Here is a 22,737-nt window from a genome sequence, read left to right as displayed (position 1 = left end):
GGGTTAGAGTTACGCAAAAACCATTTCAGAACGCTATACTAATCCAAGAATATATCCAACCGAGCCAGCCAGCAAAAAGTATCACGGTGATATCGAGGATTGTACGGGTTACCTATTCTCACCTCAAACAATCCCTTGAATATATTGTGCCTTTTTATTCTGGGCATTTTTTAAACAGGAAAAGTCTGATGAGTAATAAAGATAATTGTCGGCAAAGGATAGCTTGCTTCACGTTGATTTTAGGACTCTCTTCTTCATTCGTCCCTCTCACTCAAGCCGCAGTAAACGATGTCAATGCCGATCAATGGCACTTTGAATTTACACCTTATATATGGGCTACTGGTCAAAGTGGCACCCTCGGTGTAGAGAGAGGCCCTGGCGACGGGCAGTCATTCGATCAGAGCTTTTCTGACATTTGGGATCGTATGGATATCGGTGGAATGGCGGCTTTTGAAGCGCGCTATAACCGCTGGGGCTTATTACTGGATGGTATTTATCTTAGAGTCTCTGACAATGCCGGCATTTCTGGCCCTAATGGCCTGATCAGCCTGTCCGCAGACGGTAACGTGACTCAGCAGCAGTACTCTGCTGCCGGTTATTACCGAGCCATCGAGGGTCAAACTACCGTGGATGCGCTGGCAGGGCTGCGCTATAACATCGTCAGTTGGGATATAGACGCGCAACTTGCATCACCACTGCTCCCTGGTGCCTCTATTTCCCGGAATTTTTCAGAACGCAAAAGTTGGGTTGATCCCTACGCAGGGGTTCGGGTTACACATCGTTTCGATCAGCAATGGAGTGTTGTTGGCTATGCCGACATCGGGGGGGCCAGTTCAGGATCAAACTTGACATGGCAACTCCTTGGTGGGGTGAACTATGCCTTTCGTCCTGACGTGATTGGTAAGCTAGGTTATCGCTATGTCGCTATCAATTATCAGAATGACGGTTTTATTTATGATGTAGCAACATCAGGATTTTATACCGGGGTCGGTATTGCCTGGTAAAACCTGAGCGCTGCGTCAGTTAAAAATAACATCACAATGATTAAATCGTTTTTAAGGATCACTCTATGAAATTAAGTAAGATTGCACAGTTTACCGCCATCATCATCGCGGCTAATACCTTCAACCTCGCTTATGCAGCTGGCGACGGGGGCAGTACCAATATCCGGACCACCAACCCCGATGTGCATTTCCATCCCCAAGGCAAACTACCGTCCCAATTTACTGTTGACCTGTACAACCAGGCAAAAAAATCATTACCTTTTGAAGATACTCGTGATTTTGAAGAGTCACAAAAGGGCTTTATCGCTAAACCCACCTTTACCAAGATCATGGCAGATGCAGGCAATGTCGCTTGGGATATGGGCAGCTATGAATTCCTGCTGCAAGGTAAGGATTTCACCAGTATCAACCCCTCTCTACAGCGTCAAGCAATACTAAATATGGCTTATGGCCTGTATGAAGTGGTACCGGATCGTATCTACCAAGTTCGCGGTTTTGACCTCGCCAACATGACTTTTATTAAAGGTGATACCGGTTGGATCATTTTTGATCCACTAACCACCCGTGAAACTGCGGCGGCAGGTCTGGCATTTGTTAATGAAAAACTGGGTAAGCGCCCCGTGGTGGGCGTTGTGATTTCTCACTCCCACGGAGACCACTTTGGTGGGGTTCGTGGTGTCGTGAGTGAGGCTGATGTCACCAGCGGTAAAATACCGCTGATTGCGCCAGAAGGCTTTGTAGAGGCGGCTATTTCCGAGAACGTGTTTGCCGGTAACGCCATGGCCCGCCGGTTCCAGTATCAATATGCGGTCTTGTTAGATCGCAGCCCGTTTGGTCATGTGGACCAGGCGATCGGTAAGAATGTGGCTGTCGGTAACACCGGCCTGCTGGTGCCGAACCGTTTTATCAAGAACGACTTTGAAGAGATCACCATCGACGGCGTCAAAATGGTCTTCCAGAACACGCCAGATACCGAAGCCCCCGTAGAAATGAACACCTACTTCCCGCAGTTTAAAGCGTTCTGGGCAGCAGAGAATGTCACGGGGACTATCCACAACATTTATACCTTACGTGGCGCGCCAGTGCGTAATGCCCTCAACTGGTCAAAACAGATTAATATGGCCCTACACAAATTTGGTGATGATGCACAGGTGATGTTTGCCTCACACAGCTGGCCGCGTTGGGGGAATGATCGCATTAAAGAAGTGTTGCGTGCCCAGCGTGATCTGTACGCCAACATGAATAACCAGGTACTGCATTACGCCAACCAAGGCGTGACTATCAACGAAATTCAAAATGTCTACCAAGCGCCCCCTAGTTTGCAACGCCAATGGGCCGCTCGCAGCTACCACGGTTCAGAAGCACATAACTCCCGAGCCATCATCAACCGCTTTATTGGTTATTGGGATGGTAACCCAGCCACTTTGACCCCGCTGTCACCACGTGAGTCGGCACCTTTGTATGTCGAAATGATGGGTGGAGCGGCAAAGATCATGGCCAAGGGCAAGGAGCTTAATGCACAAGGCAAATATCTGGAAACCACAGAAATCCTCAACAAACTGGTTTACGCCGAACCGAAAAATCAGGATGCGCGTAATTTGCTGGCTGATGCTTACGAACAACTGGGTTACCAGAAAGAAAGTACCAGTTTGCGTAACAGCTTCTTGCAAGGCGCTTATGAGTTACGCACCGGTATTCCGCAAGCTCTACCACCGAGAACAACAGGCCCTGATGTTATTCGCGCGATGCCAACCTCATTATGGCTGGATTTCCTTGGGATCAGTATGGACAGCAAAAAGGCCGAGGGCATGGGCTTTACCATTAATCTGGTCACACCGGATAACAAGGAGCGTTACTTGATAGAGATGAGTAATGCAACCTTGACCAACATTGCCGATTATCAGGCCAAAAATCCGACTTTAACTATTACCCTTAATCGTACCGATCTGGACAACGTCATGATGGGCGCGACCACATTTGAAGCACTGGAAAAAGAAGGGAAAGTGAAGATGGAGGGGGATCGTTCAGCCTATAGCAAGCTGAAAACCACCTTGACCAGATTCACGCCGGACTTTGAAATTATCCCGGGTACGGTCAATGCTCGTCCAACGCCAGCGTCGAATGTAAGCAGTAAAACGCCTGGGGATAACAGCAATAATCCGTTTGAATACGTTCTCTATGAAGCGGGTGAAGATTAATCTCTCCGTTTAGGACCGGTTGAACGATCCTAATTGTATTTAACAGGCCGTAATCTCGGAAGAGATTACGGCCTTTATACTCTAACTAATGCAAGCAAGTTACAGATAATCAGCCCCTCATTAGCAGTCTGAAGATTAGCCTTTCCGTCACACGCTTTTGTGCTCACCAGCCGCTCATGCCCCCTGCGTTAGCTAAAACCAGGTCCTCCCCAGTAACACGCCTCGTCAACGCCCCAGAAAAACGTTTTATTGATCTAACGCAAAAAAAGTGTAATGCGAATAGTTTTCACTATCATTCGTGATAATTTTAGATACAATTGTCAAGTCTGCGCTTTTAGCGATTCACCTCCTTCATCCATGAACACTAAAAGGATCACGATATGAAGTCGCGTTTCACCGCTCTGAAGGCTTTAACTCTCTTCGCTTGCTCGACAATATCGGCATTCTCTGCCTATGCTGAAGCAAAAAATCCAGGGATCGTGGTGTATAACGCCCAGCACGAAAGTATGGTTAAGTCCTGGGTAGATGCCTTTACCCAAGAAACCGGTATTCCGGTCACATTGCGTAACGGCGGTGACAGCGAGTTAGGTAATCAACTCGTTCAAGAGGGTAAAGCCTCGCCAGCAGACGTGTTCTTGACTGAAAACTCCCCCGCCATGGTGTTGGTAGATAATGCCAAACTGTTTGCACCACTTGATGCCACCACATTGGCACAGGTTGAATCACAATATCGCCCAGATCATGGTCACTGGATCGGCATTGCTGCCCGCTCTACGGTGTTTGTTTATAACCCGGCCAAGATCAACAGCAGCGAGTTACCAGCCTCATTGATGGACTTAGCCAAACCTGAATGGAAAGGCCGCTGGGCCGCCTCCCCTTCTGGTGCAGATTTCCAGGCGATCGTCAGTGCATTGCTCGACTTAAAAGGGGAAGAAGCCACCCGAGAATGGCTAAAGGCGATGAAAACCAACTTCACCGCGTATAAAGGTAATAATACCGTGATGAAAGCCGTCAACGCGGGCCAAATCGACAGTGGTGTCATCTATCATTACTATCCATTTGTCGATGGTGCCAAGACCGGTGAAAACAGCAAGAATGTCAAAGTGCATTACTTTAAACACCAGGACCCTGGCGCTTTCGTGAGTATTTCTGGTGCTGGCGTTCTTGCATCCAGTAAACAACCTGAGCAAGCACAAGCATTTGTAAAATGGATCACTGGTAAACAAGGGCAAGAGATGTTGCGCACTAATAATGCGTTTGAGTATGCCGTTGGCGTAGGAGCAGCATCCAACCCTAAATTGACACCACTCAAAGATCTGGACGCACCCACGGTGGATCCTGCTAATCTGAACAGCAAGAAAGTGGTGGAATTAATGACCGAAGCCGGTTTGCTATAACCACCAACAAGCATTCAGGCGCATTACATTGCCTATTTAAGGTGTTAATTTCCCAATGTATCAAGTGGCCGATAGTGGAAAAATCATCCCTATCTGCCACTCCACAGACCCTGTGGTGCAGCGTGTTTTAACCGTAATGTCATCAAATACCTTTTCAGATATCACCCAAGCGATGCCGAATAATAACGCTCACACGCCCCATCAACATCCCCCATTATGGTTGGTGATTACCGCCGTCCTGTTTGCACTATTAGCGCTGCTGCCGCTGGGATTTGTTCTGGGGATCGCCATTGACACCGGGTGGCAAACAGTTAAAGCACTGGTTTTCCGCCCCCGGGTGGGCGAATTACTGGTTAATACCTTGTTATTGGTGGTTTTTACCCTGCCAATTTGCACCTTCTTGGGGGTCACGCTAGCTTGGCTGACAGAGCGAACCCAACTACCGGGGCGTCGGCTCTGGGCTATTCTCGCCATCTTACCATTGGCGATCCCGGCGTTTGTACAAAGCTATGCCTGGATAAGCCTGGTACCCGGCATGCATGGGCTGGCTGCTGGGGTATTTATCTCGGTGCTCGCCTACTTTCCGTTTATCTATCTCCCCGTAGCCGCCGTATTACGGCGTCTTGACCCGGCGATTGAAGACGTGGCGACTTCGCTGGGTAACCGCCCTCGGGTGGTATTCTTTCGGGTGATCCTGCCACAGCTTAAACTGGCCATCTGGGGGGGGCATTACTGATTGCCTTACATTTACTGGCAGAGTATGGCCTGTATGCCATGATCCGTTTTGATACTTTTACCACGGCCATTTTTGACCAGTTCCAGTCAACATTTAATGGGCCAGCAGCCAATATGCTGGCGGGTGTTCTGGCGCTCTGTTGCTTGGGGTTGCTGTTGATTGAGGCCACCAGCCGTGGCCGAACACGGTACGCCCGAGTGGGTTCTGGTAGTGCCCGCCGTCAATACCTGTACGCGCTTCGCCCATCAATGGGTTGGCTGTGCCTACTATTACCCATCACGCTCACAGTATTGGCGCTGGGTGTCCCTTTTATCACGCTATCTCGCTGGCTGCTGTTAGGGGGTACTGCCGTCTGGAATAACCCCCAGCTCTGGCCAGCCATCTGGCAGACACTGTCGCTGGCCGCCAGTGGTGCGGTGATCATTACCCTGTGTGCCATTCCAACAGCGTGGCTCTCGATACGTTATCCGTCCAAATTCTATCGGGTACTGGAAGCGTGTAACTATATCACCAGTTCCTTACCCGGCATTGTGGTCGCCCTGGCTCTGGTAACGATCACTATTCATGCTTTTCGCCCCATTTACCAAACAGAGATCACCTTACTGTTGGCCTATCTACTGATGTTTATGCCAAGAGCGCTGATCAATCTACGAGCGGGTATCGCACAAGCCCCGGTTGAACTGGAAAATGTGGCTCGCAGCCTCGGGCGAACACCGTTGCTGGCGCTATTCAGTACCACGTTGCGCTTGGCGGCCCCCGGTGCGGCGGCAGGGGCGGCACTGGTATTTATAGCTATCACCAATGAACTGACCGCGACATTACTGTTGGCCCCCAATGGCACTCGCACGCTGGCCACCGGGTTCTGGGCATTAACCAGCGAAATAGACTATGTTGCCGCAGCCCCCTACGCCACTCTCATGGTGCTGTTGTCCTTGCCCTTGACCTGGTTTCTTTACTCTCAATCTAAACGTACAGCAGGATTATGAACACACTGTCGCTACATCACATTGGTAAATCTTATCATGGGGTTAAAATTCTGGATGATATCTGCCTACAAGTGGCTGAAGGGAGTAGAACGGCTATCGTTGGCCCTTCCGGCTCGGGTAAAACGACACTGCTGAGAATTATCGCCGGTTTTGAAGCCCCTGATGCTGGTGAGCTTCAGTTACAAGGCAACACCTTAGCGGCGGAAAAAGTCTGGATCCCCGCTCATCAACGGCGGATCGGTTTTGTGCCACAAGATGGCGCCTTGTTCCCGCACTTTACCGTGGCAGGTAATATCGGCTTTGCCCTGAAAGGCAGTAAACAAGAAAAACAGCATCACATTGATAAGCTTATGGATATGGTCGCCCTAGACCGCAGGCTTGCCAAGCTCTGGCCCCACGAACTTTCCGGTGGGCAACAACAGCGAGTCGCTCTGGCCCGGGCTTTGTCACAACAGCCCACGCTGATGCTGCTTGACGAACCTTTTTCGGCACTGGATACCGGATTGCGCGCAGCCACCCGCAAAGCCGTGACTGAACTGCTGTCTGAAGCAGGTATCGCCACTATTCTGGTTACCCATGACCAGGTTGAAGCGCTCTCATTTGCAGACCAGTTGGCGGTTATGCGCAATGGGCGTTTAACCCAAGTGGGCCCCCCCAAAGATCTTTATCTCCACCCGGTAGATGAACCCACCGCCACATTTCTTGGTGATACCCTGATACTGCCTGCACAACTGGCAGCGGGCGTTGCCGAGTGTGTTCTCGGCCGCGTGGCGGTGGACAATATTCAACAGCGTGGGCCAGGTCGTATTATGTTACGGCCTGAACAAGTGCTGCTCGAGCCTACCCTGCAACTGGCAGATTCTCAGGCAACGATCACCCATATCGACTTCGCCGGGTTTATTACTACCGTAACGTTACAGATGAGCGACAGTAACGAAATCCTGGAAGTTAAAACTATCAGCCGCACAGGACTTGATGTTGGTGCTCACATTAACCTGAGTATTCTTGGTTTGGCGCATGTTTTTACAGAGTAAGCAGTGGGTCAGGCTCAGTAACTGAGGCGGGTAGGGTTGATACCCGCCATCAATCAAACGGCAAGGATGTTGACGCTCAATCGGGCCAGTTCCCGGTGAGCATCAGAATGCCGGGCAACCAACAGGTGAATATCCCCACCAGCAACGTCATATGGGGCAACGCTCGTCCCAGGTCGCGCTTCAACCCCTGGGCAATAAAGAACATCAACCACAGGCAGCCCCAGGCCAACCATAGCACCGTAAACAACCAGGCTTTTTGGTTGACACTCAGCAAGGCAAAAACCAATGTATTTATCGCCACAAACAGGCAGTACCATCCAAACCCACTACCATCCAGTGACCACCATTGCACCACTGAGAGATAAAGATAGGTAAACGCAAACAGTAAACCACCCGCTGCCGCCAGTAATGCCAAATTATCCGTGGCCCGCACAATCCCCAATGCATTAACCCCTAGCGCCAATAACCCCACTAACAGATTAAAGGGGGCGCATTCCCGTGCTGCGACTCGACCATAAAGTGACTGGGCATTCACTAACAACACTGCACCAATAAATAATAAACTCAGCCCTAACATACTCTTCTCCTTGGCTTGGCAGGCATGCCCGTCCATGATGGGTCAGCGAGATTCTACTGACTAAGGATCTCCGCAATAGCATCAATAGAACTCACCGCGTAATTACACAACATATTGATTTAAAATATTAAAATTTGAGCTTTATCTCTGATTACGGAGTTTTCTTGATCAACACTCACAATGACGCGCTTTAAATCAGAGGAAGCTTGGGCCTGGCGCTGGTCCCCAGGCGGGATCCCCTGAAAAACCGCTGACAAGGCGAGTCAGTAATTTCGATCGAGTTTCGGCGATAGCTTCACTATCTTCACCATGAAAGCAAAGTTCCAACTGCGCTACAGCCCCATCAATATGGGTCAAAATACAGCACCCAACGGCCTGCTGCCCAAGCACTTCTGCAGCAAGGGCTTGAGCCCGTGAGCAGGCGGCAGCAATATCAACACTGCGATCAATCGAAATTTTGATCCTCATCGGGAAATGGGTACTGTTAACGTTAAGGTTGATCGCCACCTGACTGGCCGCAGCACTGTTTGGGATCACTACCAACCGCCCATCCCCGGTACGTAATGTGGTGTAGCCCAGGGAAATAGTCTGCACTACCCCAATCTCGGTGCCACTGGGTACCGCCACCTGTAAGGTATCCCCCAAGCGGAATGGCCGGTAGATAGTAATAGCAAGGCCAGCGATTAAGTTGCCCAGCGTACTTTGCGCAGCCAGACCCAGTACCACCGATACCACGCTGGCACCGGCCAACATTGCCGTTCCCATAGTTCGAAGTGCTGGAATCAGGTGAGCATACAGAATCAGTGAAACCACCCAGATCAACGCTGACAGCAATTGTTGCAAGAAGTTGATGGTGGTGCGGTCAAGATGCTCGTGACGCGATATCGCTTTACTCACCGTGAGCGACAAACCGCGGGACAGTATCAATGCACCGAGTATAAACAAAAAGAGGTAAATCAGCGCCCCGAACAAACTATCCGGGCTTAGAAAGGAAAGCAAATTAACTTCCCCAAGCTTTAATGTGTGCATTTTTTGTTCTCTCTGGCTATCACTTAATATTCCTCAACCAAGCTGTTTACGCCCAGCGCTTAATAATCAGCGAAGTGTTAATGCCACCAAAAGCGAAGTTATTACTTTGCAGGTATTCGCAATCAATATTACGTGCTTCCCCCATAATGTAATCCAATGCTCCGCACTGCTTATCTGGCGTATGCAGGTTGAGTGTCGGGGCAAACCAACCTTCACGCATCATTTGCAGACTCATCCAAGCCTCCAATGCACCACAAGCCCCTAATGTGTGACCAAAATAGCTTTTTAATGATGAGATTGGCACATTATCACCATAAATCGCGGCGGTAGCCTGACTTTCAGCAATATCCCCCCTATCAGTCGCCGTACCGTGGGCAGAAATATAACCAATATCACCTGGGCTTAAACCAGCCATCTGTAGTGATTGCTCCATGCAAATCTGCATGGTTTCACGCTGTGGCTGCGTGATATGTGCGGCATCACAATTAGTGGCAAAGCCGACTATCTCACCATAAATGGTTGCCCCTCGCGCTTTGGCATGTTCCAACTCCTCCAGGATCAACGTTCCTGCACCTTCGCCAATCACCAGCCCATCCCGCTGTTGATCAAACGGTGCGGGCGTCGTCTGGGGCGCGTCGTTACGCTGGCTGGTCGCGAACAGGGTATCAAACACCGCTGCTTCAGAGGGACATAGCTCCTCCGCACCACCGGCAACCATCACCGTCTGATAACCATGGCGAATCGCTTCCCAGGCATAACCAATGGCTTGGCTACCCGAGGTACAGGCACTGGAAGTCGGGATCACCCGCCCACGCAGGCCAAAGAACAACCCGGTGTTAACCGCCGTGGTGTGTGGCATCATCTGTACATAGGTGGTGCCGGTAATATTATTGGTGTGTTTCTCAGTTAACATGGTGGCGAATTCGCTCACTGGCCCCGTGCTGCCCGTTGATGAGCCATAGGCAATACCCGTCCGCCCCTGGGTCAAAACCGGATCATCAATCAGCCCGGCCTGAATCAACGCCAACTCTGTCGCCCGGGTTGACATCAGTGACACTCGCCCCATGGAGCGAATACGCTTCCGGGTATAGTGCTCAGGCAACACAAAATCATCGATAGGGGCACCCAATAGCGTATGCAAGCCAGAGTAGATTTGCCATTCTGGCATGTGGCGCACTGCATTTTTATAGCCTAACAGCCGACGGGACACTGCTTGCCAATCCTCACCAAAGGCGGTGACGCCCCCCATTCCGGTAATCACTACACGGCGTGTCATAACATCCCTCCATTGATAGAGATAACCTGGCGGGTAACATAACCGGCAATATCAGACATCAAATAACTCGCCAACCCAGCGACTTCTTGCGCTTGCCCGATACGCTTCATGGGAATCATCGCCATCGCCTCTTGTAATGCAGCCTCTTCCATCTCAATCATGCCGGTATCAATCAAGCCCGGCGCAATACAGTTCACCGTAATTTTGCGTTTTGCCAATTCAACGGCCAGTGCTTTGGTCGCACCAATAATCCCTGCTTTAGCGGCACTATAGTTAACCTGCCCACGGTTGCCCATCAGGCCAGAAACGGAAGAGAGGGTAATAATACGACCACCTTGACGTGTAGCGATCATTGGCATCACACAGGGGTGAATCACGTTATAAAAGCTGTCGAGATTAGTGTGGATTACCGCTCCCCAGTCATCGCCACTCAACGCGGGGAAAGCCCCATCGCGGGTAATCCCCGCATTGCTGACCACGCCATACCACGGGCCATGTTCTGCCATATCCTGTTCGAGGACCTCCTGACATTGCTGGCGGTTGGCTACATCAAAGCATAGCAAGCGCCCTTGCCCCCCGGCGGCGGTCAGGGTCTCGCGTGTCGCCTCTGCGCCTGCGCGGTCCTGATGATAATGTATACCGACGATAAATCCATCTGCCGCCAACTGGCAGGCAATGGCACGCCCGATACCTTTACTGGCCCCCGTGACCAAAACTGAACGACTCATGTTGTAGATCCCTGATTAAAAAGTAATGTTAGCTCTTCCGGCGCGGGTTGAAAGGTATTTACACGGCCTGTCGCCAGCGTGTGATTTTCCACGCAGATGGTACAGTCAAAACTACCAAACCGTTGATCTTGCATCAGTAGCTTAACCTCAATATCCAGCACCGCACCTGCTGGCAAACTACCAGCGGCGCAGATCAACTCCCTGGCTCCCAGTACCATGCCAAGCGTGATACTTTGCTGGCCTTGTTGCTGACGATGCCAACCAGACCAAACGCCAATGGTTTGCGCCATCAACTCCAACGCATACCAACCTGGCAAGTTACCCTGACCATCAAGAAAGGGGGCCAATACGCTGTCAGCTGTCACGGCGACCCGGCAATGTGCACTCTCCTCGCTGACACTCAACACTTCAGCCAGTAGTAACATGGGTGCATCATGTGGCAGGTAGTTCACTGGCAGTAAGTAATCACTCATGCCACTCTCCCCAGCAGAATACTGGCGTTATTGCCACCAAAGGCGAAAGAGTTAGACAAAATAACCGGACGCGCCAGTGGTGCTGCGGTATGTAATAGACCGCAAGGCGGTAAATCGGGGTCCAGCGGTGAACGACTGAAATCCTGGGGTGGCAATGGTAGATTCTGTAACAGAATCAGTGCGCTGATAGCCGCTTCGGTGATGCCGGCGGCTCCCAAGGTATGCCCGGTTAAATGCTTGGTCGAACTGCAAGGCACTCCGGTACCGAACAGATCATGTACCACTTTGGATTCAATCTGATCATTAAGTAATGTGGCCGTGCCGTGCAGATTAATATAACCCACGTCCGCAGGTTGTAGACCCGCCTGCTGCAACGCCTGTTGAATGGCGCGTATTGCCCCCTCTCCTTGTGGGTGTGGTGCTGAAATATGGTGGGCATCGCTCGACTCACCTACCCCCAGCACGGCAATCGACTGTGGTTCACGCGTCAGTACCATCAGTGCTGCACCTTCACCAATGGTAATGCCGCTACGGTCACGGCTAAACGGCTGACAAAGAGTAGTAGAAAGCGACGCCAGACTATCGAACCCGTTAATCGGCATCCGGCTTAAGGTATCAGCCCCACCGACAATCGCCATATCCGCCAAACCTGCTTCGATCAACCTGCACCCACTGATGATCGCCCGGGCGCTGGAAGAACAGGCGGTGGAAAGCGTAAATGCCGGGCCACTCAATCCTAGCCAACGGCTGAGAAAGCGCGACGGGTCACCCAGTTCTTGTTGCGCGTAATGCCAACTTGAACTCTCTTCACCATGGAGCCGCAGATTAACGTACTGATCACCTTCATCCAATCCAGACGTGCTGGTACCCAACACCACCGCGATGCGCTCAGGACCAATAGTCCGTATCGCCTCATCCACCACCGGTTGAATTTGTGCCAGCGCTGCCAATAGCAGTTGATTATTGCGGCTACGATGGGGGGCAAAACTGTCGGGAATCGGCGGTAATTCACCATCAACACCCCCTAACACCACTGGCAGATCATTCTGTAACCAACCCGGGCGCGGACGCATACCTGGCGCAACACCGCGCGTCAGGTTGGCCGCAATCTCCGCGTTCGATTGCCCTAAGGCGTTAATCATGCCGATAGCAGAAATGTAAATCATATCAGTCGCCCAAATATTGAATGCCGATGTGATATTTAAAGACATGCTGCCTGATGCTAATAGGCTCACGTTTGCCTTTACGCTGTAAATAGGTGATTTCAGTGACCAGTTTGCCGCTGGCATTGCGCAACTCACGCTTATCCCCTTGATCAACCAGGGTCCAGCCTTTGGGTAATTGCTTCTGCCAGGCACTAATCGGCCAATGGCTGAGCATCACATCAGCTAAAACCTGACTGGCTGGCGGCAATTGTGGCACTACTAACGCCTGCTCGGTATGGATGCCATTATGGTCATAGGTGAGCAGGAATAGACGGATCCCCACAGACGAGAGACCTGCCAACGTAATTTGGTTGGCGTCAGCGTTCAACATCACCAACAAAGACTGGGTTTGTCCGTTAAAACTGCCCGTCAGCAACTGTTGAGAATTCACTTCTGGCGTAATGCCCGGAGCCGGTAGCGTCACCCGCACACCAGGCTCAAGCCACGCCTGTGGGGCGGAGCTATCCGCAGGGCCGGGGGAATGGCGACAACCACTCATTAACAATACCCCAAGCAGCATAACCGTATGCCAAAGGTGATTCTTTCTCATTTTTTTCTCTCTTTTCGGTCAGGCATGGCTAATGGGGAAAGCAGAAAAGCAGTAAAGATCCCACTCACCAACACCATCCCAAAGTTACTAATTGCTTGTGTGGTACTAAAAACCAACATGCCTAGCGTAAGTAATGTAGTCATCATCGCCAGCGTGATCGCCAGCAATGAAGTCACCGGCGTACCCCGTGGATTACTGAAAAACAGGGTGTAGTTAATACCGATCCCCAAAACCAGCACCAGTGCCAATAACGAAAACAGGTTCACCCCATGACCACTCAAGGATAAAACAGCCAGCCCACAACTGAGGGACAGCAACGAAGGTACCAGGCTGACTAATCCTTTACGCCACCCCAGACGTATCATTGCGCCGCAGGCAATCACCGCCAGAGCCACCAGCAACAAACCAGCGAGCAGCGTGCGATAGAGCGCAAAAAGTTCGTTGAAGGTGCTTTTACGATCAACCCACTCCACCCCCTCCTGCTTTGCTGCCAATGCCTTCAATGCGGTACTGTCTGTCACACCATCAACCGGAACCAACACACCACTTTCACCGTTTGACAGCGTTAACCACATCAAACGCCACCCCTCACTGGCAGGGCTGGCAAGCCATTCATCAACTGTGACCGGCATCGCCTGCAATGCCGGGGTGATTGCCGTCAACCCCGCACTTTGCAGCGCACGAATGGTGGCTGGTGCCGCCTCACGTAACAGGGTGAGATCCTGTTGCTGACGAACCAGCGAATTCAGTGGGAGCAAGCGAAACCCAGTCAGCGTTCCCCCCTGACGAGCCTGCTCCAAAACCGGAGTCAATGCTTCAAGGCGTTCCAAAACTTGTTGCGAGGTTGCCCCATAAACCACAAACCATTTCTGATCGACGCTTTGCCCTGTCAGGTAGGTAATCTGCTTTTCCTGCGCCAGAATCCCCTGCGGCAGCGCTTGCAACTGAGCAATATCATCATCAAACCGCAATGTCGCGATACCTGCCAATGAAACCACCGCCAGGAGCACAGGCAAGGCCCACGATAATTTTTGCTTACGCCGCCAAAACGCCAGCCAGCGCAGTAGTAGTGTCATAGCCGGGATGGGCCTGACCGGCAATCGCTGACATAACCAAGGGTGCCAGAAAAGTACCGTCAAACAGGAGGCGCTCAGCCCTGCCACGGCAAACACCGCCATCTGGCGAATCCCCGGAAAGGGCGCCAACATGATAATCAGATAGGCGATGACGGTCGTCAGCAATGCCAACAACAGCGCTTGACGAACTTTATGCAAACTTTGCCAAGGTGACACTTCGCCGCCATGGACCATCCGCTCAGTGAGATAGTAGAGCGTGTAGTCAGCGGAGATGCCAATAATGCTCATACTCATCACCAGCGTCATCAGGTGCAGTTCGCCAAAGAGCAACAATGTAGCGACGACCCCGGCCAACGCCCCAATACCTACCGAAAGCAGGCACAACAGCAGAGGGCGCAGTGAACGAAAAACCACAACAATCAGCAAGATGACGCCGAGGATCGTCGCTACCCCCAAGGTAGAGAGGTCGCTCTTCGCTTGTTGGCTGGCATAATCACTGTAAAACACCGTGCCACGTGAAAGCAGTTGTGCCTGTGGATACTCTGCCTTTAACTGGTTTTCCAACCTATTAAGCGTGGACACCACCTGGTGAGTCTGCTGCATATCAAACGACGAGTTCGCTAACTCACCATGCAGCAAATACCAGTAATTCCCCTCATCATCCTGGGTGACCAACCAGCCATCCATCAGTCGCAAACGCTGGCTATTTTGGGCCAATGCCAATTGCGAGCCGCGCATGAGCATCAAGGGATCATTTTGTAACTCTTTACCGCTCACCCCTGAAAATGCAGAGTAGAGTTGCGAGAGGATCCACTGAGCCTGGGCTTCCCCCCATCCTGTAAGCGTTGACGTGTCGCACTGTCGAGCAAGCCATTACGATGACGCCAATAAAAGTCCCCCCAAGCCAGCTGGCTAGTCGCATCCATCGGGCCTTTGAGTTCCTTCACCCCCTTGGATTGCTGCAACAGTGTGAGCCAGTATTGCGCGACCTGCGGGTTAGCCTGTTTACCCGGGCTGACTAACCAAACCAGTTGTTTATCCAGCCGCTGCATAAAGCCGTCATTCAGTGCTGGGGGGATAGTCCCCAGGGTCTGCTTGGGCAACATGGCCAGCACACTGCTGTTGATACGCGTTTGTGGCAACATGACCAGCAAGGTACCCAGTAAAACCAGACAAAGGGCTCCCCATAACCACGCCAAGCGTTTAGCGCTAGTGTGCAGCAAAACGTTGGTTCTCATCATGGGTCAAGCTATTGGGGGTCAGCCGATGTTGGGAGAAGATAATCGTTGTGCGATCACCCTGTTTATCGTTCAGTTGGATGGTTTCCAGATAATGCTGCCCGGACAGTTCAAGGGTGGCAAAAATTTTATCCAACGGGGTGGTGACAGGCGTTAGCTTTAACATCCAGCGGCCTTCACCTTTATCCTGGAAATCAATTTGGAAGTTTTGCTCCAATACTTTTCGATCAGCCTGAAATAGCGCACGCAACAGATGGTTGAACTGGAACATCTGAGGGTTATTTTGTGCCGTAATCACCTGTGGTGCCTGACCGTTAATCACTTGCACCATACGCGCATCATCCAGTATCAGCGTCATGACAAACGGCGTTTTCTGATCCCATAACAACCCTTGTTCACGGGCAATGACCATTTCACCTTGCGAGCGCAACGGCTGTGGCAGGCCTTTGATACTGCGAGTCTGATCAAAATGAGCGCGCACCACCGGTTGTTCGGTAAAACGCTGCTGCAATTCATCCAGCGTGACGGCACTAACCCACGGAGTGAACAGCAGAATAAATAGAGGCCAGTACTTCATGGTGTCACTCCCATTCGTTCAAACAGAATTGCCGGGCAGACAAAACACATCTCCCCACTCTTTTCTTCTACCGCCACCTGAATGGTGTAACCGGTAGTGGTACATTTGCCGCTAGCTGCATCAAAAATCTGATAGTCAATGCGCAAACGGTTTTCATATTCTGTTAAGCGGGCACAGACACGGATCCGCTGTTCAAAAGTCAGGATGTTGCGGTACTTCACCCGAGTGTCCACCACTGGCCAAAGATAACCCGATGCTTTCATCTGCCGATAACCATAATCAAACTGGTTCAGTAATGCCTCGCGGGCAATTTCAAAGTAGCGAAAGTAGTTACCGTGCCAAACCACCGCCATCATATCGACATCATGGAAGGGCACTGAAAGCTCTACTTCAGCAGTAAAACGGGGATCGTTGAGCACCCTTTACTCCTTATCAACAGGTTGGTCAGGAAGTTGCCAGAAATCGAAAAAATTAAACCAATCGAGCGGCGACGCCAGCGCATAATGTTCTAGGCGCTCCGCATAGCGATCAACCGCTTGTTGCAGTGCTCCCTGGCGGTCCGCACGTGGTAACAGTAACGGGTTGGCGAAGGGTTCACAGTGTAAATACAGTTTCCCTTGCTGACGCAGGGCAAAAACCAGTAATACTGGGCAGCGCAAGACCGACGCCAGAATAAAAGGCCCCTGAGGAAAGGGTGCCGGACGCCCCATAAAGCGGCTCCAAACCACACGCCAGTCACCACCCCGTTGCCGATTCACAGCAACACGATCGCCAACAATGGCAACCCATTCACCACGGTCCAGCTTCTCTTTCAGCAATATGGCACTCTCAGGGCCGAGATGATTAACCGGGATCAGATTCAACCCTGCCTGTGGAGCCATCTCTGCCATAATCTGTTTGAAACGTTGCGCGTTATCAGTAAACACCAACGCATTGATGGTCTTACTGCCTTGTTGTTGAGCCAGAGCACGACAGGCTTCAACATCCCCTAAATGTGACACCAACAGCAATTTTCCCGTTGGTGAAGGAACATCCAGAGTGGCCTCAGCCCCCGGTGCAAAAATAACATCCCGCCCCAATTGCAGCTCGCCTCGCCAACTGGCAATTTTGTCCAGCATGGCGTCACCAAAGCGCAAAAAATGTTGGTAGCTATTGCAACCGGCTGGGATCGGGCGCTCACGCTGGGTTAATTCATACCTCACCCGCTTGAGCCAGTTTTGCGAAGCACGGCGTGCCTGATGTGCACCAAGCCAATAAGCGGCCACGACCGGGTAGAGTAACAGTGAAAATGCTTTACGCCCCAGCAGTCGCCAGACAGTAAGCATGAGTCGCATCCCCCATAGCCCCTGGACCTCCTTTTGCTGTGCCCAGTGTGAGCTGGAACGGCGCAATAGCAGCGCTGGGATTCGTGGCAGCATGCCGAAGAACAGACGAGTATGCATCAGTGAAATACGGCAGTTATCTTTCAATGCATCAAAGTGCGACAGACCATCCTGCGGATAGGTGACGCGAGTGGGGACGAAATAACTACGGTTACCTTGCCAGTAGAGCCGCACCATCACTTCAGTATCAAAATCCATCCGTTTACCCAGGGCTACCTGCTGCGCTAATTGCAACGTAGGCGCCAGCGGATAAACGCGAAAACCGCACATGCTATCTTTTAACTGCAAAGAGAGGGTTTCAATCCACACCCAGACATGGGTTATCCAGCGGCCATAACGACGCGAACGTGGGATTGAATCGTCATAAATCGGTTGCCCGGAAATTAACGCACTGGGATGCTGCTGTGCCAACGCCATCAGTTTAGGAATATCTTCAATGGTGTGTTGCCCATCCGCATCCACCTGAATCGCGTGGGTAAACCCCTGTTGAAAAGCCTCTTCCAACCCGCGAATTACCGCAGTCCCTTTACCGGAATTGTGAGCAAGACGTACCAGCGTCACATGAGGATAACGCCCCACCAAATGTTCAAGCTCTTGGCGTGTCGCTTCATCACTGCCATCGTCCACCACAAAGCAGGGCAAACCAAAGGGCTGCAAACGTGTCAACACGCTAGCCATCATGGCTCCGTGATTATAACAAGGGATCACCACACAGAAATGGCAGGCTACGGGGGTTAGCGACATAGCAGTTAATGACATGGCAGTTAACGACATAGACGAATCTTCCCACTGCTGGCAGTCTGCCGCGCATCACCATCATGACGTTGATAACTGAAGGTTAATACCTGCCGCTCTTCCTGCCAGTTAAGCAGCAACGTCACTCTATTTTCCGGCAGCAAAGGGGCTTGAAACTTAACGTTCGATATACTGTGAAAACGAAAACCCGGTGCCAGCAGCGTAGTGGCGTAATGCATCACCCAATTTAATTGAGCAACACCAGGCAACAGTGGCTGGGCAGCAAAATGGCCCTTAAACCAGAATGAAGCCGGGTCAAGCCACAGGACGATTTCCGCTTGTGATGCCTGCAACAAATGACTTTCAATTTCATGTGGTTGCATGAAAAAGCTCCTGTAATTGCGCATAGACACGCTTATTCATACTGTTGACCGGTATCTCATCGATAATACGCCAGTAACGGGGAACGGTAACTGGCTCTAACCGAGGCAACAACGCACGACGCCACTCAAGTTCCTGTGCCGCCTTACTATGCTGTTGCCATTGTTGCCGCATAGGTTCATCCAGCACCAGCAGAGCACCAATCCCCTGACGACCACCGCAACTCACTGACAGAGCTACCGCCTCCTTCACCCCTTCCAACTCCAGCAAGCGTTGTTCAATCTCGTCCAACGAAATTCGCTTCTCTTCAATCTTCACGACACGGCCACAGCGCCCCTGCAAACGGAACAAGCCGTTATCATCAAACTGCAAAATATCATCAAGCAACTGGCCCTGACTGTCGGGTATTAGGGGGGAAATAGCACGAAACACCTCACCATCGGCGTGGATCTTTATCCCTGGGAAGCATTGCCAAAGGATATCCTCCTGCTGGCGATGGCACCACGCCATAATCCCGGTTTCAGTACTGCCGTAAATTTCGTCAGGCCATACTCCCAACCAATGGGCAGTTTGAACCACATCTTCCCATGGCAGGACGCCACCAGCGGAAAGCACCATCGCTACCGATGGCGGTGTCAGTTGATGATCCAAACGTTTTAAAAAGGCCGGGCTGCTGATAAACACATAGCGATAGGCAGGATTCAACGCGGCCAACTGCTCGGTGTAATAGAGCATCGCCGCATGCAGCGGTAACCCTAACGCCATGGGCAGAAAGATACGGAAGGTGAGCCCATAAAGATGCTGTGGCACCACAGAGGCGACAACACGGCAGCCAGCAAGGCGTTCAGCAAAGCGGTCCGCCAATAATAGCGCTTCACGATCCAGGCAGGTGATAGGCTTAATGACTCGTCGCGGCTGCCCGGTGGAACCAGAGGTAAATAACTCGACATAAGCTGACGGGTCAATCGCAGGTAATGGCTCACGCTGTTCAGCCTGTTGATTAGCAGAATGAATGACAACAGTTGGACCACCCCAGGTCAGCATGCGGTCTGCCAATACGCCATTAAACAGGGCTTGTTGCTCCTCCAGCAGCGAAACACGGCTATGCCCTGGAATAATCGGTGTTTTCCCTGCATACAGCATCGCTAATAATGCGACGATAAATAAATAGCTGTTTTCAAAACAGAGCGCCCAGCGTTGACCCTCGTGCTGTTGCAGGGTTTTCACCAACAGCGTGACATCATAACGCAGATGCCCCAGGGTCCAGGTCTGTTCGCCCAGCCAGGCAACCGGTGTGTCATCCGGACGAGGTGCACTCAACCACTGTGCCAGAGGAAGCGGCTTGATCATGGGGCGGCTCGTTTTATCACCTGGCGGCGTACCAGCCATTCGCCCATCATCAATATTCCCATCAGCACATAGGCTATCATGCCGTTCCAAGTCGTCCATAACCACATCTCACCATATAAAACGGTAAATAGTGCCATTGCACCATTTAAAATAAAAAACACGCACCATATTTGCGTTACCTTGCGGGTATAACGCACTCCCTCTGGGGGGAGTTCCGGTGCCTGCAAACGTGCCAAGCGCTCAACCAGCGGCATTGAACTCCATAGTGAACTGCCGAATAACACCAGCATCACCAGATTCACCATCACGGGATAAAACAACAACAGCTGGTGCGCTTGCAGCAGATAGCTCAAGATGCATAAGGCAACCCCCGCCGAAACAACGCTTTGTATCACCAGGCGCATCGGGCCAATAGTCTGGCGGACCTGACAAACTCGCAAGATCAGCAAAAAAACCATCAGCGGCACTAACCAACGCAGACCGTTATAGGTCAAACCAAACCAGATAAGAAATGGCCAAGCCAGCAGCATCAGCGCTGTAATCAGTTGTATACCCCGCTGCAAACGGTAACCACCCATAGGGAATATTATTCTCGCAGCAGGTTTTCTACCGCATCCACCACATCCTGCACGGTACGGACGGATTTAAAGGTTTCAGGCTTGATCTTTTTGCCGGTTTTCTTTTGCAGATGCACGATCATGTCAACCGCATCAATACTATCCAGCTCAAGATCCTCATACAGACGGGCCTCTGGCTTAATATCATCAGGGGAAATTTCAAATAGTTTACCTAGAAGATCAGATACTTCCTGATAAATGGCATGTTGTTCTGTCATAGCGGATGGGCTCTTAAGCGCGTTGATTGTGGATGAAAGAAGCCAGCGTCGCCACAGAATAGAAATGCTGACGCATCTCTTCACTCTCTGCGGACAACACGATGCCGTATTGGTTTTTCACCATCAGCCCCAACTCCAGAGCATCGATGGAGTCCAACCCCAGACCTTCACCAAACAGTGCCGCGTCAGTATCGATATCATCAGGCGACAGCTCATCCAGATTCAATGTATTGATAATCAGGTTTTTTATTTCAAGATAGAGAGCTTGCATTATTATTTTTCCTTGCAACGAAATTATTCCCATCACCAATCACACCGCAGAGATTGGGGTTACCCGCGTTTACCCGTATCACTGACTGGTGCCAGCTCATCGGAATTCCCTCGGATACCCTCTACCTGCAGCTTGATTGAGCTTGGGTATAGTCCTGGTGATAGTAGATGCAAAATATGCTGGTTGAGCCGCCTGGCAGCCAGTGCTGGCTGTGGTGATTTTGCATCAATAAATTGTTTAATCGGTACCCGCTCACCCACTGCCACCTGAAACAGGGGTTTTCTGGGGGGGATGTCATACCACCTGCTTTGCTTATCAAGCAGATGCTCACTGCAGCGGATCACCACCACACGTAAATCACAACCGCAGCGCACAGCGATATTGGCGGCACCTCGCTGCAACACCATCTGCTCCCCCTGACGTGTGCGTGTCCCCTCGGGGAAAATCAGGATAGTATCCCCCTGGGCAAGGCGCTGCTGGCTGGCTGGGAGTAACTCATCCGCCTGACTATTAATCAGATAACCTGCCGCACGGATCACGCCACCAATAAACGGATTGCGCAATAATGAACTTTTTACCAGGCAGTCTGTTTCCGGCATCACCGACGCCAACAGCACATAGTCTATCAAGGTCGGGTGGTTGGCGACTATCAGACAACCACGTTCCTTGCGCAGCAGCTCAAGACCATCAATGCGATAGTCAAGTACCCCCAGCACTTTGGCCGTCGACAGAAAAAAGCGAAAGCTGGTAGCAATACTGTAGCGAGCCAGGCTACGCCGCTTGGCCTCATTGCGATACAACACCAGCAGCAGATTAAACCAAACCAGCGACAGCAATAGCCCGCCAATACCAAACAGCACAAAACACCACCCGGTCATAACCAGCCGCCAAAGCCGGTTTATGCGCGCGTACAGGGGATTCATGCCCGGCTCCAGTGCCACATCAATCTCTCCCCTGGGATCGAAAACAGCGGCACAGCACTTAAGTAATGTTGCAAAAACTGCAAGCTTTGTGGCAATGCAGGTTCTTCCCCGTACTCCACCGCCTGACTGGTACATTGCAACGTTTCTCCACGCTCAAATACCATGGCCACTGCATAAGCCCAGGTCGGCATCTGTTCAGGCAGGCTGTCATGGTAAAACTCGGGTAACATACCGTCAAAATCCACCATTAATACCCGTTGATAGCCTGCCTGTAATAAACAAGTCACTTCACACAACCCTTGCTGAAAAGTATCGATACCGGCAGCCAATGAGGATGAAACCAATGGTTGTTGAGCCGCAATAGTCAAATGCCCTACTGCCGAATTATGCACCGAGGTGGTGAAGTCACTGGGAGAGACCGGCAACTGCTCCGCCAGGGCTGACAAGATGCGATAATTGCGTTCCAGTTCACCATGACGGCTGGTGTACAGCACAGCATCAATTTGATGTCGGCGTAACATCGCCAAGCCACACTCCACCGCCAATCGACTACCTGATGCCAAGCGACGTGCCGTCATCATTGAAAGCTCGCTTAGCTTCGCCTGTGGTTCTGAGGGCACAATAGCATGGGGCTGCTGCGACCACTGATACCACTGTGCTGCCTCGCTCAAACCAGGTGCCCTGGCCTGCCAGTCAATAATATTTAAAGCCAATTTCATCTAAGTAAGCGCATCCGCAATCAATGGGTGACTCTGAGAGAGTGACAGGGAGTCAGT

At 51.4% G+C, this 22,737-nt stretch carries 21 protein-coding genes and 2 pseudogenes; 5 read left to right on the top strand and 18 right to left on the bottom strand.

The window, feature by feature from the left end; genetic code table 11:
• The first annotated feature begins 188 nt into the window (after positions 1-188).
• From ACX9GV_RS02180 to ACX9GV_RS02160, 5 genes and pseudogenes are all read left to right on the top strand, one after another.
• Positions 189-1,004: a hypothetical protein gene (locus ACX9GV_RS02180; protein WP_473196883.1), complete on the top strand. Its 816-nt coding sequence runs from the start codon at positions 189-191 to the stop codon at positions 1,002-1,004.
• A gap of 65 nt (positions 1,005-1,069) precedes the next feature.
• Positions 1,070-3,202, top strand: coding sequence for an alkyl/aryl-sulfatase (locus tag ACX9GV_RS02175; RefSeq protein WP_473196882.1), 2,133 nt, complete (start codon positions 1,070-1,072; stop codon positions 3,200-3,202).
• Positions 3,203-3,582: 380 nt separating this feature from the next.
• The gene (locus ACX9GV_RS02170; RefSeq protein WP_473196881.1) at positions 3,583-4,599 is read left to right on the top strand and encodes an iron ABC transporter substrate-binding protein; all 1,017 of its coding nucleotides are present in this window, start codon (positions 3,583-3,585) and stop codon (positions 4,597-4,599) included.
• 172 nt (positions 4,600-4,771) lie between these two features.
• Positions 4,772-6,321 (top strand): annotated as a pseudogene (locus tag ACX9GV_RS02165) (ABC transporter permease).
• Positions 6,318-7,355: an ABC transporter ATP-binding protein gene (locus tag ACX9GV_RS02160; RefSeq protein ID WP_473196880.1), complete on the top strand. Its 1,038-nt coding sequence runs from the start codon at positions 6,318-6,320 to the stop codon at positions 7,353-7,355. Before ACX9GV_RS02165 ends, ACX9GV_RS02160 begins: the two are co-directional and overlap by 4 nt.
• Before the next feature lie 76 nt (positions 7,356-7,431).
• Here ACX9GV_RS02160 and ACX9GV_RS02155 read toward each other — a convergent pair whose 3' ends face one another.
• The 18 genes and pseudogenes from ACX9GV_RS02155 to ACX9GV_RS02070 form a co-directional block, all read right to left on the bottom strand.
• Positions 7,432-7,932, bottom strand: coding sequence for an AmiS/UreI family transporter (locus tag ACX9GV_RS02155; protein WP_473196879.1), 501 nt, complete (start codon positions 7,930-7,932; stop codon positions 7,432-7,434).
• Positions 7,933-8,127: 195 nt separating this feature from the next.
• Positions 8,128-8,961 (bottom strand): mechanosensitive ion channel family protein, encoded by an 834-nt coding sequence (locus ACX9GV_RS02150; protein ID WP_473196878.1) that lies wholly within the window; start codon positions 8,959-8,961, stop codon positions 8,128-8,130.
• Between the two features lie 46 nt (positions 8,962-9,007).
• Positions 9,008-10,237 carry a beta-ketoacyl-ACP synthase gene (locus ACX9GV_RS02145; protein WP_473196877.1) on the bottom strand — a complete coding sequence of 410 codons (1,230 nt, stop codon included), beginning with the start codon at positions 10,235-10,237 and terminating at the stop codon, positions 9,008-9,010.
• On the bottom strand, positions 10,234-10,965 hold the full coding sequence (locus tag ACX9GV_RS02140; RefSeq protein ID WP_473196876.1) for a 3-ketoacyl-ACP reductase FabG2: 732 nt from the start codon (positions 10,963-10,965) through the stop codon (positions 10,234-10,236). Before ACX9GV_RS02140 ends, ACX9GV_RS02145 begins: the two co-directional genes overlap by 4 nt.
• On the bottom strand, positions 10,962-11,438 hold the full coding sequence (locus tag ACX9GV_RS02135; protein ID WP_473196875.1) for a hotdog family protein: 477 nt from the start codon (positions 11,436-11,438) through the stop codon (positions 10,962-10,964). Before ACX9GV_RS02135 ends, ACX9GV_RS02140 begins: the two co-directional genes overlap by 4 nt.
• On the bottom strand, positions 11,435-12,604 hold the full coding sequence (locus ACX9GV_RS02130) for a beta-ketoacyl-[acyl-carrier-protein] synthase family protein (protein ID WP_473196874.1): 1,170 nt from the start codon (positions 12,602-12,604) through the stop codon (positions 11,435-11,437). The genes ACX9GV_RS02135 and ACX9GV_RS02130 overlap by 4 nt, the downstream gene beginning before the upstream one ends.
• Before the next feature lies 1 nt (position 12,605).
• On the bottom strand, positions 12,606-13,193 hold the full coding sequence (locus tag ACX9GV_RS02125; RefSeq protein WP_473196873.1) for a DUF3261 domain-containing protein: 588 nt from the start codon (positions 13,191-13,193) through the stop codon (positions 12,606-12,608).
• A pseudogene (locus ACX9GV_RS02120) lies at positions 13,190-15,510 on the bottom strand (MMPL family transporter). Before ACX9GV_RS02120 ends, ACX9GV_RS02125 begins: the two are co-directional and overlap by 4 nt.
• Positions 15,479-16,084 carry an outer membrane lipoprotein carrier protein LolA gene (locus tag ACX9GV_RS02115; RefSeq protein WP_023488909.1) on the bottom strand — a complete coding sequence of 202 codons (606 nt, stop codon included), beginning with the start codon at positions 16,082-16,084 and terminating at the stop codon, positions 15,479-15,481. Before ACX9GV_RS02115 ends, ACX9GV_RS02120 begins: the two are co-directional and overlap by 32 nt.
• Entirely contained in the window at positions 16,081-16,503 is a 423-nt protein-coding gene (locus ACX9GV_RS02110) for an acyl-CoA thioesterase (protein WP_023488908.1), read from the bottom strand. Before ACX9GV_RS02110 ends, ACX9GV_RS02115 begins: the two co-directional genes overlap by 4 nt.
• A 3-nt stretch (positions 16,504-16,506) precedes the next feature.
• Positions 16,507-18,210 carry a glycosyltransferase family 2 protein gene (locus ACX9GV_RS02105; RefSeq protein ID WP_473197956.1) on the bottom strand — a complete coding sequence of 568 codons (1,704 nt, stop codon included), beginning with the start codon at positions 18,208-18,210 and terminating at the stop codon, positions 16,507-16,509.
• A 20-nt stretch (positions 18,211-18,230) separates the two neighbouring features.
• Complete coding sequence (locus ACX9GV_RS02100; RefSeq protein ID WP_023488906.1) at positions 18,231-18,584, bottom strand: ApeI family dehydratase; 354 nt, start codon at positions 18,582-18,584, stop codon at positions 18,231-18,233.
• A complete protein-coding gene (locus ACX9GV_RS02095; protein ID WP_473196872.1) occupies positions 18,571-19,932 on the bottom strand; it encodes an AMP-binding protein in 1,362 nt (453 codons plus the stop codon). The genes ACX9GV_RS02100 and ACX9GV_RS02095 overlap by 14 nt, the downstream gene beginning before the upstream one ends.
• On the bottom strand, positions 19,929-20,510 hold the full coding sequence (locus ACX9GV_RS02090; protein WP_473196871.1) for a COG4648 family protein: 582 nt from the start codon (positions 20,508-20,510) through the stop codon (positions 19,929-19,931). The genes ACX9GV_RS02095 and ACX9GV_RS02090 overlap by 4 nt, the downstream gene beginning before the upstream one ends.
• Positions 20,511-20,518: 8 nt before the next feature.
• Positions 20,519-20,767, bottom strand: a complete 249-nt coding sequence (locus tag ACX9GV_RS02085; protein ID WP_116730199.1) for an acyl carrier protein — start codon at positions 20,765-20,767, stop codon at positions 20,519-20,521.
• A 13-nt stretch (positions 20,768-20,780) separates the two neighbouring features.
• A complete protein-coding gene (locus tag ACX9GV_RS02080; RefSeq protein ID WP_473196870.1) occupies positions 20,781-21,038 on the bottom strand; it encodes a phosphopantetheine-binding protein in 258 nt (85 codons plus the stop codon).
• A gap of 59 nt (positions 21,039-21,097) precedes the next feature.
• Positions 21,098-21,979, bottom strand: a complete 882-nt coding sequence (locus ACX9GV_RS02075) for a lysophospholipid acyltransferase family protein (protein ID WP_473196869.1) — start codon at positions 21,977-21,979, stop codon at positions 21,098-21,100.
• Positions 21,958-22,680 (bottom strand): beta-ketoacyl synthase chain length factor, encoded by a 723-nt coding sequence (locus tag ACX9GV_RS02070; RefSeq protein WP_023488900.1) that lies wholly within the window; start codon positions 22,678-22,680, stop codon positions 21,958-21,960. The genes ACX9GV_RS02075 and ACX9GV_RS02070 overlap by 22 nt, the downstream gene beginning before the upstream one ends.
• Positions 22,681-22,737 lie beyond the last annotated feature (57 nt).

Source organism: Serratia sp. 25CWL12 (genome assembly GCF_055790885.1).
This window is presented reverse-complemented; position numbering and strand designations above follow the sequence as displayed.

Excerpts from the sequence above, each read along its gene's own strand:
- ACX9GV_RS02130 (WP_473196874.1), bottom strand. The coding sequence starts at position 12,604 with ATGATTTACATTTCTGCTATCGGCATGATTAACGCCTTAGGGCAATCG.
- ACX9GV_RS02145 (WP_473196877.1), bottom strand. The coding sequence starts at position 10,237 with ATGACACGCCGTGTAGTGATTACCGGAATGGGGGGCGTCACCGCCTTT.
- ACX9GV_RS02170 (WP_473196881.1), top strand. The coding sequence starts at position 3,583 with ATGAAGTCGCGTTTCACCGCTCTGAAGGCTTTAACTCTCTTCGCTTGC.
- ACX9GV_RS02100 (WP_023488906.1), bottom strand. The coding sequence starts at position 18,584 with ATGCAACCACATGAAATTGAAAGTCATTTGTTGCAGGCATCACAAGCG.
- ACX9GV_RS02125 (WP_473196873.1), bottom strand. The coding sequence starts at position 13,193 with ATGAGAAAGAATCACCTTTGGCATACGGTTATGCTGCTTGGGGTATTG.
- ACX9GV_RS02140 (WP_473196876.1), bottom strand. The coding sequence starts at position 10,965 with ATGAGTCGTTCAGTTTTGGTCACGGGGGCCAGTAAAGGTATCGGGCGT.
- ACX9GV_RS02180 (WP_473196883.1), top strand. The coding sequence starts at position 189 with ATGAGTAATAAAGATAATTGTCGGCAAAGGATAGCTTGCTTCACGTTG.
- ACX9GV_RS02095 (WP_473196872.1), bottom strand. The coding sequence starts at position 19,932 with ATGATCAAGCCGCTTCCTCTGGCACAGTGGTTGAGTGCACCTCGTCCG.
- ACX9GV_RS02115 (WP_023488909.1), bottom strand. The coding sequence starts at position 16,084 with ATGAAGTACTGGCCTCTATTTATTCTGCTGTTCACTCCGTGGGTTAGT.
- ACX9GV_RS02160 (WP_473196880.1), top strand. The coding sequence starts at position 6,318 with ATGAACACACTGTCGCTACATCACATTGGTAAATCTTATCATGGGGTT.
- ACX9GV_RS02090 (WP_473196871.1), bottom strand. The coding sequence starts at position 20,510 with ATGGGTGGTTACCGTTTGCAGCGGGGTATACAACTGATTACAGCGCTG.
- ACX9GV_RS02070 (WP_023488900.1), bottom strand. The coding sequence starts at position 22,680 with ATGAAATTGGCTTTAAATATTATTGACTGGCAGGCCAGGGCACCTGGT.
- ACX9GV_RS02175 (WP_473196882.1), top strand. The coding sequence starts at position 1,070 with ATGAAATTAAGTAAGATTGCACAGTTTACCGCCATCATCATCGCGGCT.
- ACX9GV_RS02085 (WP_116730199.1), bottom strand. The coding sequence starts at position 20,767 with ATGACAGAACAACATGCCATTTATCAGGAAGTATCTGATCTTCTAGGT.
- ACX9GV_RS02080 (WP_473196870.1), bottom strand. The coding sequence starts at position 21,038 with ATGCAAGCTCTCTATCTTGAAATAAAAAACCTGATTATCAATACATTG.
- ACX9GV_RS02105 (WP_473197956.1), bottom strand. The coding sequence starts at position 18,210 with ATGTCGCTAACCCCCGTAGCCTGCCATTTCTGTGTGGTGATCCCTTGT.
- ACX9GV_RS02150 (WP_473196878.1), bottom strand. The coding sequence starts at position 8,961 with ATGCACACATTAAAGCTTGGGGAAGTTAATTTGCTTTCCTTTCTAAGC.
- ACX9GV_RS02155 (WP_473196879.1), bottom strand. The coding sequence starts at position 7,932 with ATGTTAGGGCTGAGTTTATTATTTATTGGTGCAGTGTTGTTAGTGAAT.
- ACX9GV_RS02135 (WP_473196875.1), bottom strand. The coding sequence starts at position 11,438 with ATGAGTGATTACTTACTGCCAGTGAACTACCTGCCACATGATGCACCC.